This is a genomic window from Candidatus Berkiella aquae, from assembly GCF_001431295.2.
Taxonomy (GTDB): Bacteria; Pseudomonadota; Gammaproteobacteria; order Berkiellales; family Berkiellaceae; genus Berkiella; species Berkiella aquae.
In genome coordinates, this window is sequence record NZ_LKAJ02000001.1 from 2,613,464 (window position 1) to 2,627,928 (window position 14,465).

10 protein-coding genes are annotated in these 14,465 nt (G+C 38.7%); 4 read left to right on the forward strand and 6 right to left on the reverse strand.

The annotated features are described in order from the left end of the window. The first annotated feature begins 2 nt into the window (after positions 1–2). Together galE and HT99x_RS11495 are read left to right on the forward strand one after the other, a co-directional pair. Positions 3–995 carry a UDP-glucose 4-epimerase GalE gene (gene galE, locus HT99x_RS11490; protein ID WP_075064781.1) on the forward strand — a complete coding sequence of 331 codons (993 nt, stop codon included), beginning with the start codon at positions 3–5 and terminating at the stop codon, positions 993–995. Between the two features lie 90 nt (positions 996–1,085). Next, entirely contained in the window at positions 1,086–2,591 is a 1,506-nt protein-coding gene (locus tag HT99x_RS11495) for a gamma-glutamyl-gamma-aminobutyrate hydrolase family protein (protein WP_075064780.1), read from the forward strand. 70 nt (positions 2,592–2,661) lie between these two features. Here HT99x_RS11495 and ald read toward each other — a convergent pair whose 3' ends face one another. Continuing rightward, positions 2,662–3,780, reverse strand: a complete 1,119-nt coding sequence (gene ald, locus HT99x_RS11500; protein WP_075064779.1) for an alanine dehydrogenase — start codon at positions 3,778–3,780, stop codon at positions 2,662–2,664. A 270-nt stretch (positions 3,781–4,050) separates the two neighbouring features. On the opposite strand from ald, the gene HT99x_RS11505 reads away from it, so the two are divergent. Continuing rightward, a complete protein-coding gene (locus HT99x_RS11505; RefSeq protein ID WP_075064778.1) occupies positions 4,051–4,704 on the forward strand; it encodes a hypothetical protein in 654 nt (217 codons plus the stop codon). A 331-nt stretch (positions 4,705–5,035) separates the two neighbouring features. Here the strand turns inward: HT99x_RS11505 and HT99x_RS11510 are convergent, their stop codons facing one another. The 4 genes from HT99x_RS11510 to HT99x_RS11525 form a co-directional block, all read right to left on the reverse strand. Next, the gene (locus HT99x_RS11510) at positions 5,036–5,383 is read right to left on the reverse strand and encodes a hypothetical protein (RefSeq protein ID WP_075064777.1); all 348 of its coding nucleotides are present in this window, start codon (positions 5,381–5,383) and stop codon (positions 5,036–5,038) included. Position 5,384: 1 nt separating this feature from the next. Then, complete coding sequence (gene prsR / locus HT99x_RS11515; protein WP_075064776.1) at positions 5,385–6,764, reverse strand: PEP-CTERM-box response regulator transcription factor; 1,380 nt, start codon at positions 6,762–6,764, stop codon at positions 5,385–5,387. A gap of 46 nt (positions 6,765–6,810) precedes the next feature. After that, positions 6,811–8,922 carry an XrtA/PEP-CTERM system histidine kinase PrsK gene (prsK, locus tag HT99x_RS11520; protein WP_075064775.1) on the reverse strand — a complete coding sequence of 704 codons (2,112 nt, stop codon included), beginning with the start codon at positions 8,920–8,922 and terminating at the stop codon, positions 6,811–6,813. 91 nt (positions 8,923–9,013) lie between these two features. Next, entirely contained in the window at positions 9,014–10,585 is a 1,572-nt protein-coding gene (locus tag HT99x_RS11525) for a methyltransferase regulatory domain-containing protein (protein WP_075064774.1), read from the reverse strand. A gap of 95 nt (positions 10,586–10,680) precedes the next feature. Here HT99x_RS11525 and HT99x_RS11530 point away from each other — a divergent pair, with 95 nt between their 5' ends. Then, positions 10,681–12,729 (forward strand): fused MFS/spermidine synthase, encoded by a 2,049-nt coding sequence (locus HT99x_RS11530; RefSeq protein ID WP_075064773.1) that lies wholly within the window; start codon positions 10,681–10,683, stop codon positions 12,727–12,729. Here HT99x_RS11530 and HT99x_RS11535 read toward each other — a convergent pair. Beyond that, positions 12,721–14,439, reverse strand: coding sequence for a cation:proton antiporter (locus HT99x_RS11535; protein ID WP_075065065.1), 1,719 nt, complete (start codon positions 14,437–14,439; stop codon positions 12,721–12,723). The genes HT99x_RS11530 and HT99x_RS11535 overlap by 9 nt on opposite strands. Positions 14,440–14,465 lie beyond the last annotated feature (26 nt).

Here is a 14,465-nt window from a genome sequence, read left to right on the forward strand (position 1 = left end):
GCATGAGTAGTTCTGGGAGTATCCTCATTACAGGCGGCGCAGGCTATGTCGGTAGCCACGTCGCCAATGCTTTAAAAGCAACCAGCCGACGCTTTATCGTGGTTGATAATTTAAGTACGGGCTACCTTGAAAATATTCCAAACGTTCCTTTTGTCCAAGCAGATATTCATGACAAGGAACGTTTAACAAATATCATCCGAGCTGAAAAGATCAACGCTATCATGCACTTTGCGGCATCCACTATCATCAGTGATTCTATTCAACGCCCTCTGGATTATTATCAAAACAATACGGTTGGAACGCTTAATTTGCTAGAAGTGAGTGTCAGCGAAAAAATTAAGCACTTCATTTTCTCATCAACTGCCGCCGTTTATGGGCCATCAAAGCAAAATATTGCTGAAAATGCGCCGCTTGTGCCAACCAATCCTTATGGTTACTCAAAAATCATGAGTGAACAGATTGTAAAAGACGTTGCAAAAACCGGCGCCTTACAATTTGTCATTCTGCGGTATTTTAATGTTGCCGGTGCCAGCATGGATGGAAAAATTGGCCAACGAACGGAAAATGCAACGCATTTACTCAAAGTAGCCGTGGAAACAGCGTGTGGTTTAAGAACCACCTTACCTATCTATGGTAATGATTATCCAACATCAGATGGGACCTGTGTTCGTGACTTTATTCATGTTGATGATTTGGCTAGTGCCCATATTCAAGCTTTGCACTACTTAGAAAATCAAGGTGAGTCAGTCATATTAAATTGTGGCTATGGCAAAGGCTATAGCGTTCAAGAAGTGATAACGGCCTTAGAAAATATTAGCCAACAAACTTTACCCGTTGCGATAAAAGAACGTCGTCAAGGTGATATTGCGCAGGTAGTCGCTGATAACACCCTCATTAAAAAAACGCTGAATTGGCACCCTCAATATGATGACATTCATCTCATCGTTAAAAGTGCCTACGAATGGGAGCAAAATCTCCATCCATTTCAGAAATAATTTAAACAACTTCCCAAAATTGATTGCTTAGAATATAAAGTCAGGTAAAATACCACCAATGTAAGTTTATTGACTTTCAATGGTGAAAGAATGAGTTCTACAGCTAAATTATTAGACCAAAGCACGCTGAACACCCTGCTAACACAACTAACCCCTAATATAAGATTAAGTGATTTACTCATCACCGCAGGATACAGCACCAACATTAGCCATTTACAAATAAAAGGGTCCAATCAAGTTTTAGATTTTTCTGGCTGCCAATTTGATCATGTGAATTTTAGTGGTCAATTCCAAAATGCAACTTTTGAACATGCCACTTTCAATCATAGTATTTTTCGTGAAACCACATTTTCATTTAGCACATTCAAAGACAGCCAATTTCATGATTGCGCATTTATTGATTCACAATTTAAAGGCGCCTCTTTTATTCAAAGTCATTTAGAAACCACTAAAGTATGGAACAGTGATTTCTCTAATGCCGCTTTTATTGATTCAACGATTAATCACTCTATTTTCGCTAAAGCAAAACTTGAAAATGTGTTGGACTATGACAATAAAATTCAAGATATGCATATTGTTTTTTCGCAAGAATATCAGGTGGATTATGCATTTAATCAAGCCGATTCACATCTTATTAAACCAACCGTCGCATTGGTTGGCGATGCCGAGTGGCATGATACCCCCTACTATATAGTTGATAAATATGATGGTAATCCCTTTACTATCTCGCAATATGCGCCTTACGATCTTCGACTTGATGTTTTAGCTCAAGAAGTGCAAAAAGTACTCAATGACATTAAAGAGAATGGGCTCACAGCCCCCAGTATTGCTCAACAAGTCTTACAATCCGATCAACCCACTATTAATGCCATTAAAGACTATGCCTACAAAATGATAGAAAAAGCTGATGCTATTTGGATCCCAGGCGGTCCTGATCTTCATCCTGAATTTTATGGTGAGAGCAATACGGATTCTTGGCCATCCTCCAATTACTATCGAGAAATTTTAGAATTTTCTTTAACAGAAGCGGCGCTTGCTTCCGGTAAAGTTATTTTGGGGATCTGTCATGGCTCACAACTGGTTAACGTTTATTTAGGCGGAACACTCCATCAACATGTGGATGGTCAAAGTGGCATCTCCCCAGAATTAACCGTTACAACGCATGAAGGTCTATTGGGCTCTGTCATCGATGGTCCTATCCATGGCCCAAGCTATCATCACCAGGCTGTCAAAGATGTGGCACCCACTTTGGAAGTCGTTGCTACTTATAACGGCGTGATTAAAGCAACTCAAGCAACCGATGGTAGCAAAGTGATGCTATGTCAATTTCATCCAGAATATGAACATGATAAAAATAGCGAAAATATCTTAAATCAATTTATAGGGATGAGCGCTGAAAATAAAATCTTGTCAAAGGTCATCGAAATCAGTGACGTGGTCGATTTTGGTACGCCATTAGATAAAGTCTTAGTGGAAGAGTCCGCTGCGCCCGTGCAAACACCTAATATCACAACGTCTATATATAATTATGTTGCAGGTTTTGTTCCAAGCTTCTTTACAGAAACAGCGCTGATAGAAACCATCTCTGTCATTTAATTTAGCATAGTCAAAGCATCTGATTTTTACCCTCAAGGGATCCCTTGAGGGTAAAAGCTAGAAGCAAAAACTATAGATCCAATACTTCCATCGGAGAATAAGTCTTATACCCTAGTGCTGCTGCAACCGCAGGATAAGTGATTTTTCCGCGGTGTACATTGAGCCCTTCACGTAAATGGCTATTTTCAAGCAATGCTCGTTTATAACCTTTATTGGCAATCTCAATGATATAGGGCAATGTCGCATTATTTAATGCAAAGGTTGAAGTGCGTGGTGCACCACCTGGCATGTTAGCCACACAATAATGCACAATCCCATCGACAACATAGGTTGGCTCTGCATGCGTTGTTGGCATACTGGTTTCAAAACAACCACCTTGATCGATAGAAACGTCAACCAAGACAGCGCCAGGTTTCATGTTTTTCAACATTTGTCGAGAAACGAGCTTAGGCGCTGAGCCACCTGGAACCAATACTGCCCCAATGACTAAATCTGCTTTGGACACATAACGTTCTATTGCATCTTGGGTTGCATAAATCGTATGCAAAACATGACCAAATTGCGCATCTAATTCTCTTAAACGTTTTAGTGATTTGTCTAAAACAGTCACTTGCGCGCCAACGCCGATGGCCATCATCAATGCATTGGTTCCCACAACGCCTGCACCCAGAATAACCACATGACCAGGCTCTACGCCGGGTACGCCACCTAATAAAATGCCACGACCACCCTGCGCTTTTTCTAATGCATGCGCTCCGGCTTGAACTGACATGCGACCTGCAACTTCGCTCATGGGTGCCAATAAGGGCAAGCGACCATGTTCATCCGTAACCGTTTCATAGGCAATTGCCGTACAACCTGATTCTATTAATAGTTTGGCTTGATTGGGATCAGGAGCCAGATGCAAATAGGTAAATAAGGTTTGGCCTTCGCGGCACATTTTGCATTCATTTGGCTGGGGTTCTTTTACTTTTACGATAAGATCCGCTGTTGCAAAAATCTCAGCTGCCGTATCAACAATCACCGCGCCTGCTTGACGATAGTCATCGTCACTGATATCAATGCCTGCGCCTGCATTTGTCTCTACAAATACTTCATGACCATTCCCAACGGATTCACGAACACTACTTGGGACCATGCCCACTCGATACTCGTGATTTTTGATTTCTTTTGGTACACCAATCCGCATAAATTAAGCTCCGCGTTGCCTCAAAAATTGAGGAGAACATTACGGCTTAATCTGAGAGATGTCAAACATAAACCCCTATTTTTATATCAGTTTCATAACATAAAAATGACGTTTTTCTAGGGTTTTCTGGATGTGCATACAATTAATTTAGAAAAGATCCATAAGCTAAAAAAATAAATTCGAATATTGACAATATTATCTTGCCAAACTACTCATTATCTGTCTTACTGGTATATACCCTTCAGTAAACAAACATCGACAAGGAATGTCATGGGTAAGTCAACAGAAGGTGTTGTCTTAAAAGACGGCCAAATAAAATCTTTATCAGACGCTCTAGAACGGCTTGATATATCATCGGCTGTTAATGAACGCGAGATAAAGGCTCGTTCTCAATTTGTCCAAAATCTTAAAAAAGCGATTGGCAATCTCACCAATCCACAAATGCCGATTGGCATTAAACCTACCTTATCCCGACTCATTCAAGAAAGTGACTATTATATTGAACATGGCAACGAAAATGCTTTTGTTCGACTGTGTCATGATGCTATTGAAGTTTGCCGGCAAGGTTGGAGCATTTTAAGTTATTGGATTTCCACTGAGCAAAATATTTGTTATTCCATCTATTGGAGTTTAAAAGATGCGATGGATCAACATAAAAAAGAAATGCTCAAAGTACGTACAGAACAGAATCATTCCTCAAAGAACGATCCTGTTACGCCTGTTGTTGTTAATAATCCGAATATAACAAGACAGCCTGGGCTTGATAAAGAAGTTAAATATTCTTTTCCTTTATTTAATACCGCATTGCTAAGACAAGTACTCACGCAATACGGTCAACGTTTAGGTAAAGAAGGAACTTCTGTGGTACGAGTCAATCAAGATCCATTTGCTTCTTGTGTAGAGCTTTATAAAAATAAGTTTTAATTATCTCTTTGTCGTAGAAGTTGTAGTTGTAGTGGAAGTAAGCGTTAGGATTACATTAGAAAATAATACCTCACATTTGATTCCGACACTGCACAATTACGAAAGCCCCTTTAAGGGGCTTTTGTTTTTATAGCATTAATCATGATAAAAATCCCCCGCTCGCTTCCTGCTTCGCTAATGCTACGCAGGACAAAAGCGAGCCGCCCCCTTTTATGCAAAGGGGGCATAATTTAAACAACCTATCTTTTATTACTAAGTAAGAATTTTGATATTTTAAGCCCCCTTTGCATAAAAGGGGGCCGAAAGCGAAGCTTGCGGGGGGATTTTATCTTTAACCAGCCTTCGATTTTCTTAATCTTGCCTTAATTAAACCTTTAGCGCGTTTTGGCTTCGGATTTAGCAAAGAAGTAATTTCTTCATTAATGGCTTTCAATTTTTTCAAACAACCACAAGCCGTATTCGTTCCGCCAAAAGCAGTTAACCCAATTGAGTTAACCTTGGTTTTGAGCTGTTTACAAAAAAGGGTGAGCGCATTATTTAAAGATGACAATGATTGTACTTGTTCAAGTTCAGCAAAAGTCGATGTGAGAAATTTTTTGACTTCTTTTTGACAACTGTATTTGTCTAACACTTGTTTGGCTTGTTGATAAAACCGTTGAAAATCGCTTTCATTCAACATATCAAAGGGACTCCTTTTCTGACAATTCCCGTTCGGTCATCGCCAATTTCTCCATCAGATTATAAAGTGTTGGTCGCGTTATTCCTAATAATTCTGCTGCTTTTGACATATTACTATCACAATAATTTAATGCGGTTGTGATGGCCTCTTTTTCTGCCAAATCACGAATTTGCTTCAAGTTAAATGGCATTGATTGTAAATTATTAAACGGTAATTCAAGATCAGCTAAGGTAATGTGTGTATTTTCAGCCATCACGACTGAGCGCTTGATCTTATTTTCTAATTCTCGTACATTGCCAGGCCACGAATAACGATGTATCGCCTCTAAGGCTTCTGCTGAGAATCGTTTAACTGGACGCTTATATTCTTGAGAGAAACGGCTCAAAAATAATCTTGCCATCACCGCAGCATCTCCCATTCTATCGCGCAAGGGCGGAATAGAAATGGTCACTTCGCTCAAACGATAGTATAAATCTTCTCGAAAAGTATGTGCTTGTATGGACTCTTGCAGATCATGATGGGTTGCACATACTACGCGCACATCTACCGAAATAGGACTGCGACCGCCTAAGCGTTCAAATGTACGTTCTTGCAAAAATCGCAATAGCTTGGGTTGCAACGATAAAGGAAGATCACCAATTTCATCAAGAAATAGCGTCCCTTTATGTGCCATTTCAATTTTACCACGCGTTTGCTTAACCGCTCCTGTAAAAGCACCCTTCTCATAACCAAACAATTCGCTTTCAAGCAACGCTTCAGGTATCGCGGCACAATTGATTGCAATAAAGGGTTCATGTGAGCGTTCACTATGTTCATGTAATGCATTCGCTAAAACTTCTTTACCCGTACCACTTTCACCTAATAACAAAACACTAATATTGGTAGAAGCCACTTTTTGCACGGTACGACAAACTTTTTGCATAATCGGGCTGCTGGTCAAAATACCCTTAATCGAATGGCTCAGTGTTAAGGTATTTAATTGGTTATATTCTTTTTCAAGCGTATGTAAATAATAAGCTCGATCAATAATCAAATTAAGTGCTTGTGGGTCGATGGGTTTAACATAAAAATCATAAGCACCGGAATTAATGGCTTGCATGGCAACAATACGATCGGATTGCCCCGTTACCATAATGACTTTGGTACTAGGAGATAAAGAAACAATTTCTTGTAAAATATTGAGACCTTCTTCATAACCAGTTGGATCAGGAGGCAGCCCTAAATCTAAGGTCACAACGCCAGGCTCATATCTTCTTAATTTACTTATTGCTTCATTTTTGTCTTGTGCAGTAATGACTTCATAATTACTAAAAGCCCATTTTAGTTGCTCTCTTAAACCTTCATCATCTTCTACGACGAGCAAATAAGGTTTGTCACTCATTACTACTTCCTTTTTCAACCAGCAGTCAATTAATACTCATACAGATTTAAGCGATTTCTGCATCTTGAAGTGTACTTGGACCATTTCTTACGACTAGCGGAAACTCTAGGGTAAAGGTTGAACCTTTGTTTTTTTCTGTTTCCACTGATAATTTCCCACCAACGTGATTAACATACTCTTTCGCTTCATATACGCCAATCCCCATTCCTTTTTCACCTTTTGTGGTAATAAAAGGTTTATATAGATCGCCATGTAAGAATTCAGCTTCCATTCCACATCCAGAATCACGAATTGCAATTGATAATTTTCCATCATTGAGCATGACCGATAAAGTCACTTCGCCATGTTCTGCGGTCGCCTGCTGCGCATTTTCGACTAAATGACATAATATATTAACAAACTGATCTTCATTGCCTAACACTTGAATATCGTTACTGACAATTTGCCAATCCATTCTCGGTATAGGATGCCGATGATTCGTTAACTGGATGACCTTTTGTAAGGCTTGTGCAATATGAATCGTTTGCGAACCAAGCAGCTTGCCCCTATCTCGCATTTGCAATAGCAAGCGATCAATCTTATCCGTTGCATGATCTATCGTTTGAAAAGCGCTTCTAACAAATGCAGGATTATTTTCGTGTTTCTCTCGATTGCTGCTTACTAATTTTAATTGTGATTGAACATTTTTCAGATCATGCATCACAAAGGCTGATAAACGATTGAATCCTTCGAATTGCCTAGCAACGGCTAATGCTTGTGCATTTTGTTCTTGCACAAGGCAAATCACGGCTTGTCGCCCAGCCATCGAAAGTAAATCTAACACTTCCCAATTCACATTAAAAAATGCAACTCGAGGATGCGCCAAAATAACAAAAGCATGCAATCGATTTCCATGTAACAAAGGAACTAACAACCAAGCCCAGGAAAATTGGCGTATCGCAGGAGGCACATTTACAAAGGAAAATGCACGGTCGCTATCGCTTGTGTGAGAAGGAATTTCTAAAGCACGTTGTGATTGCTGCAAGTAGTCGGTAAAGGGGCAAGGTTCAATGACAACTTCTTGATTAGGAAACGCACTGTGCCAACAACCTTTGAGAACAAAACCTCGTTTCTCTTCCCATTCAAATAGCACTCCTTTACGGCTTTCAACCATATCTGCCAAGGCTTTAATCACCCGGGTTGAAAGTTGCCGTTCATCGTCATTCGCATAAAGTAACAATGAAAACCGTATCCATTCTTCACGATAATCATAACGAAGTTTAAAAAAGTTTTTCGCGATAAACACTTTAGTCCATGCTCTAGCACGACCCGACGATAGCATCATCGCTAACAACACCAATGAACCCGTAAAGAATAAAATTTGTAGCGCATCTCCCCACGAGCCGCCCCATTCCTTAATGAAACAACTCGCCGTTTCCATCGCAAGCAGATAAATACCACCGCTAATAAAAATCGTGGAACGAAAAATAACAGTTCGAGATGGGAAGATCTCAGGTTGCCATTTGTGGTGTCGTAAAGCACTTAAGACAATCAGTGGAGCAACTAATGTTGAAATAGCACCGCGCATCTGCCAAATACTAATACTGATATTATTTAATATTGCGGCATTGGCGTACATATAAAAATCATAACAATAAACAATGCCTAAACTGATACATAGAAATTTAATTCGCCAGCGTTGATGACCTATCGAACCACGATAAATCTGTTCTATCAGTGCCAGCATCAATAAGGAAAAGAGGACTAAGGCGCAATAACTGTAGGTATCTAGTTGCGTTTGAAATGGAATTTGCCAATCTAGATTTTCTATTACCAGAATAGTAAACAATGAAAGGACCAAGAAACTAACAACGTAATAAAATGAATGTCGAAAATACCATCGGTCACGATTTGTTTGTTGGGTGATTTTTAATAATTTGATTAAACAAATAAGCCACAAAGCATTATTGATAATTTCTGAAGCAGTAACCCATGCATAATTAGCAATAAAGCCTGCCGCATAGACTGTAGCCAATAAACCCCAGATCACGGTGGTAAAAGTGCATAATGCTAAAATAGGAAACTGCAAACGAGTGGGTCTGTGTAATAAAAGAGCGAAGGTCACCAATGCAAAAGCAATTGCACAGGAAAGATAACTGGCAACTGCAATTTCCGGCATCGTTTCTCCTAGAGATTTTATCTACCTAAGCTTTGCTTAGGGATACGAAATAAGCCTTATCGCACTTTGGAGGGAAGTGTCCCGATGACTATTACTTGTCAACAATTAAAGCTAATTGACTAAATTCATTCAACAAAGTACGACATAAATCATAACTACGTTGTTCATTCTCAATGATACTATCAATTTGCTGCCCGTCTTCACCAATTAATCCTATCTTTTCTTTGATAAGAAATTCAGTAAGTTTTTGACTTAATTCTTTGACAGACATTTGCCCATCACAATTTTGTAATAAAAATTTCTCAACATCACTTAATGAAATGGTCTCATGACGGTGATTTGTCACCCATGACTGATGCTGCAGCTGGTAATGCATCCACTCAGGAATAAGTGGCATCTCACCTGGGTTGTTAGCATATCGCCCATCGTCTGAATGGATTTTGACCAATCCCCCCAGCACTAACCTCATTAAATTGAGATCTTCAATCAAAAATCGCTCTACGCTCGTTTGATCGTGCAACATCATCTCATTCATGACGCTATCACATAGGGCCGTAAATGCAAGTGGTTTTCCTTTCTGGGAGACTAATTTTAACATAGCCACTTTGGCAATTGGCTTAGTCAGGGTCAAGGTAATATGTTGCCCAATAAATTTCATGGATTCACCATCAATCAATTTATTTTGAGGATTACCTTCAACCTTACCACCAAAGCTTAAATAGAATGATTTTATCTGCGAGGTACACAAACTCCGATTGATGGTTGCTTCTTCATGACAGAGCAAGGTGCAACGAAAGCGTTGATTACGTATAAAGTCCATATATTGGCCACAACGAACGACATCATTGATTTTATTGATTTCATTAGCCAACATCTCAGGCAAATTATGAGGGTACATATCTGCAATATCGGAATCTGCCAAGTAATTTAAATGATATTTTTTAGCCATTTCAACGAACTGATGAAAATACAGGGGGTCATTAATCTCGCCAAGATGATCATGAACCAAATAAGAATCAGGTTGCTTAGCTAATATATCTATTTCTGTTCTTAAAAAATTAGCATAAGGAGAGTTTTCCTCTCCCAAACCGCAGGCCATAAACTGCAATAGATTTCGAGCTTCTTTTGCTTTGGTCATGGGAGCACTAATGGCGCGCGTATGATAAATCATCATCTCGCGGATACTTTTCACGACATTCCAGCCAGGCAAGGTATTATAGCTAATATAGGCAATACCTTGCGGTGCAAGATGTGCCCGGCAAACCGCTAAAATTTTATGTCGTACCGCCTCGGGTACCCATGAATAAATACCATGGCAAATAATATAATCAAATAAACCAAAATCTTGCGTGATCTCTTCAATTCCAAGATGGAAAACTTCAATATTAGTTAGTTTTAAATCTCTAATGACTTGTGCGGCTTTTTGAATTTGCACGGCACTTAAATCAATCCCGACAATATTGGCTTGTGGTGCTTGGCATGCCAAAGGAATGATATTGCCTCCGCTCGCACAGCCTAATTCTAATATCCGTGCTTTTGCAAAGCATGTAGGATTCAAGCCAAATAACTTGGCCAAAGTATAAAGGTGATCAGGATGTGTCTGCGAATAGGAGCGACTCTCATATTCTGTGATATCGTAAGAAAAGGCGGCATTAGCAGACATATTGGCTCTCGGTTTAAAATTATACTATTTCAGTTAAATGAAATGCTTGTCAACTCAAAGCAAACAAACAACTAGGTTACTTACTAGGAGCCGCGATGTTCCAGATACTTGTGGGTAGTGGGATCTTTACCAGTGCCTTATTGCTCTTTTTTATTCAACCCTTACTTGCCAAACACCTATTGCCTCAATTTGGCGGTTCTGCTTTTGTTTGGGTTGCCAGTATCTTATTTTTTCAATCTGGATTACTCCTTGGGTATCTCTATGCTTATTTATTAACAAAACTACCCTCTGTACGAGCACAAGTCTTCATCCATTTTGTGTTATTAGCAGCTTCACTTTTTTTCATTCCGATTCATCTTGATAATATTGTGATAGCGAATAATCAATGGCCACCCGCCAGTGTTTTGCTCTTGTTGTCGTCTATCATTTTACTCCCTTTTACGATTATTTCTGCATCAAGCCCTTTATTGCAACAATGGTATTGCCGTATTGAACGAACTGATTTTCCTTATTATTTTTATTCCATTTCAAATGCCGGATCTTTATTAGGTCTATTAGGTTATCCCCTTTTTATTGAATCTCTGATTGGTTTAAAAGCACAAGCCACCGTTTGGACATGCCTTTATCTTGGCTATTGTTTTATCTGTTTGCTATGCATGAGCATACTCTTTAAAACCAAACCCCAAGCACTTATTCCCCAGCACGGTGACCCGGTATCTAGTGCTAAAATAGGTCTGTGGCTTTTTCTCAGTTTCTTGAGTAGCGCATTATTACTCGCGGTTACTCAATTTCTCACACAAAATATTATTAATTTGCCTTTGATGTGGGTCATACCACTTGGGCTCTATCTGATTACCTTTATTGTGACTTTCGCACATGCCAAAAGTTATGACCGCAACTTTTGGTTAGCATCCTTTGCTATTTGGCTCGGCCTCACCTTGTGGTTAATCTATAAAGATGTGCTTGTCGGCTATGACGTGGTTTTAATCTTACTAGCACTGCTTTATAGCGCTTGTATGATCTGTCATGGTGAACTCATCCTTCACAAGCCAGATCAATCAGCATTGACTGCTTTTTATCTGATTATTGCCTTAGGCGGCGTCTTAGGTAGTCTTTTTGTCAATATTGTCGCTTATGTTCTACTTGGCAAATGGTGGGACTTTTATATACCACTCCTATTGATTTCGTGCGTTTCGCTCATTCTCATCTATCAGCAATTATCAGGCTCAGAATCTTCTTGGAAGCAGAAAATCTTCGTTCTCGGTGGTATTGCGGCTTTCCTTACTTTAGTCGTCTTTAATATATTAAAACCACAAAATGAAGTTATCGCTGAGAAAAGAAGTTTATATGGTTACATTCGGGTGTTTGATCATATCGAACGCAATGATCAACTGAGTATCAGAGAATTGCGTCATGGTAATACACTTCATGGTATGCAATTCTTAAATCCTCAAAGACAGCAATGGCCCACCACCTATTATACAAGAAACGCGGGTGTCGGTTTGGCCATTGAATATTTGCATGAACATCTACAACGTCCGATCAATATTGCGGTCATTGGTTTAGGAACCGGTACGATTGCAAGTCTTGCCCTACCCAAAGATCATATTGATTTCTATGAAGTAGATGAGAATGTGAATGAATTTGCTCATCGCTATTTTACTTTTCTTAAACAATCTGCAGCAACCACCGATGTCATTGTGGGCGATGCTAGGCTTTCTATGGTTAAAAAACGCTTTGCAAAAGATTTCAAAGCCTATGATTTGATTGTCGCGGATGCTTTCAATGGTGATGCAATACCCTTTCATCTTCTCACTGAAGAGGCTATGTCACTCTATCGTCAATTATTAGCTAAAGATGGCATTATTGCCTTTCATATTTCAAATATATTTATCAATCTCGTGCCCGTTACTTCACAACTGGCGCAAAAACAAGGCTTTGAACATTACTGGCTAAAAAATAACTCCGATCGCAAAATTGGACAAGCGAAATCCGATTGGGTACTTGTCAGTGCTAATCCTGAGCTGGCATCCTGGTTTGCAGCGCATCATATTACACCAGAACGGCCTGATTCTAATTACAAAATTGATTGGACAGACGATAATAATAGTATTTTGCCATTATTAAAAATCAAATTACTCTGATTTTTCATTATCATGATTTTGGAAAGTCTCTAAGAAAATATCTTTTAATCTAGAGTGGAGCTTAATAAACCAATTATAGAGTAAGGCAATTATGATAGTTACCACAATGGATATCATAATTAACAATTCAAGCGGTGGCAGTATACTGATGCTTAATGCAGACACAAATAACATGATACTAATTAATGAGAAAATTGGGATTAATTCTGCAATGATTTTATGCCATTTAAGCTTTAAGCCTGTTTTATCGTCTTTAATATTCAACTCGGTTAAAAGTAAACATAAAAATTTTATTTTACGATAGGCTGCAATCAAAAATGGTAACGAAACAATCAGGGCAAGCGCCCACAAAATCGCTTTTTGGATGTAATGGTTTGAAATAGATAATAGAAAATCACCCCACGGTGTCCCCAGTAAATAGGCAAAGATTAAAAATATCCCCATTACAATAAATAAATTAATAATGATTTGAATTAAATTAAAAAATTTATAACGATCTAAATTAGTGTTTGTTTTGGCATGATGTGCGTTTAGCCAATTTTTATATTTATCAAATGCAGTACTCATAAATTTGGGTACAACAAAAGATATCCCATTGCTAATAGAATCTGAATGCTTAATCAAATAAGGGGTTAGCAACGTTGTTATTGCCGAGACAGAAACTGCAATAGGATATAAAAACGAGCTTGTCACATTTAGGGTAATACCTAATGTGGCGATAATAAATGAGAATTCACCGATTTGCGCCAAGCCTAAACCGACTCTCATTGCTGTTTTACCACTTTTGCCTGTAATTAAAATACCTAGCGAACTACTGATTACCTTTCCTAATATCACAGCGACTGTTATACCAATAATTGGATAAAAATGCGTGATAAATACATTGGGATCAAACATTAAACCAACCGATACAAAGAAAATGGCGCTGAACATGTCTCTTAAAGGCATAATCAATGTTTCGATTACTTGCAATTGGCGTGATTCTGCCATAATAGCGCCAATGATAAAAGCACCTAATGCAACGCTATAGCCTAATTTAATAACCAGTAAACAAAAACCAAAGCAAATGCCAAGAACCGATATCAGTAGCATTTCACGGTTATTGAATTTGGCAATATAGGTAAGCAACCTGGGAATAATTAATATTCCTAAAAATAACGAGACAACCAGAAAAGTCCCAAGCTTACCTAATGTAATAATAAAATCTTCGGCATGCATAGATCCTGTAATTGAAATGGTAGATAACAGCGCTAAAATGGCAATCGCAAAAATATCTTCAAGAATTAAAATACCAAAAATTAACTGTGCAAATTTCTTTTTCTTCATCCCTAACTCTTCTAGCGCTTTTAAAATAATGGTGGTAGATGAAATAGCAAGCATGGCGCCTAAGAAAATTGAATCTGCATGATTCCACTGAAAAAAACGACCTAACCAATACCCCAGCGCTGTCATTAAAATAATTTCAAGGAAGGTAGCAAATGATGCGGCTTTCCCAACTTTGCTTAGTTTGCGCAAATTAAATTCAAGCCCTAGGGAAAACATGAGAAATATTACGCCCAATTCTGCTAGTGTTTGAATCGTATTGTTATCTTGTATGAAAGAAAAGGGAGGCGTATGTGGGCCAACGATCATACCAACAACGATATATCCCAGCACAACAGGTTGACGAAAACGGTGGCACAATATCGTCATCAAACCAGCTATCAGCATGATGACAGCTAAGTCTTGAATAAAAA

What these genes read in the sequence shown, in the direction of transcription:
- galE (WP_075064781.1), top strand. Translation starts at nt 3, where the DNA reads ATGAGTAGTTCTGGGAGTATCCTCATTACAGGCGGCGCAGGCTATGTC.
- HT99x_RS11495 (WP_075064780.1), top strand. Translation starts at nt 1,086, where the DNA reads ATGAGTTCTACAGCTAAATTATTAGACCAAAGCACGCTGAACACCCTG.
- ald (WP_075064779.1), bottom strand. Translation starts at nt 3,780, where the DNA reads ATGCGGATTGGTGTACCAAAAGAAATCAAAAATCACGAGTATCGAGTG.
- HT99x_RS11505 (WP_075064778.1), top strand. Translation starts at nt 4,051, where the DNA reads ATGGGTAAGTCAACAGAAGGTGTTGTCTTAAAAGACGGCCAAATAAAA.
- HT99x_RS11510 (WP_075064777.1), bottom strand. Translation starts at nt 5,383, where the DNA reads ATGTTGAATGAAAGCGATTTTCAACGGTTTTATCAACAAGCCAAACAA.
- prsR (WP_075064776.1), bottom strand. Translation starts at nt 6,764, where the DNA reads ATGAGTGACAAACCTTATTTGCTCGTCGTAGAAGATGATGAAGGTTTA.
- prsK (WP_075064775.1), bottom strand. Translation starts at nt 8,922, where the DNA reads ATGCCGGAAATTGCAGTTGCCAGTTATCTTTCCTGTGCAATTGCTTTT.
- HT99x_RS11525 (WP_075064774.1), bottom strand. Translation starts at nt 10,585, where the DNA reads ATGTCTGCTAATGCCGCCTTTTCTTACGATATCACAGAATATGAGAGT.
- HT99x_RS11530 (WP_075064773.1), top strand. Translation starts at nt 10,681, where the DNA reads ATGTTCCAGATACTTGTGGGTAGTGGGATCTTTACCAGTGCCTTATTG.
- HT99x_RS11535 (WP_075065065.1), bottom strand. Translation starts at nt 14,439, where the DNA reads ATGCTGATAGCTGGTTTGATGACGATATTGTGCCACCGTTTTCGTCAA.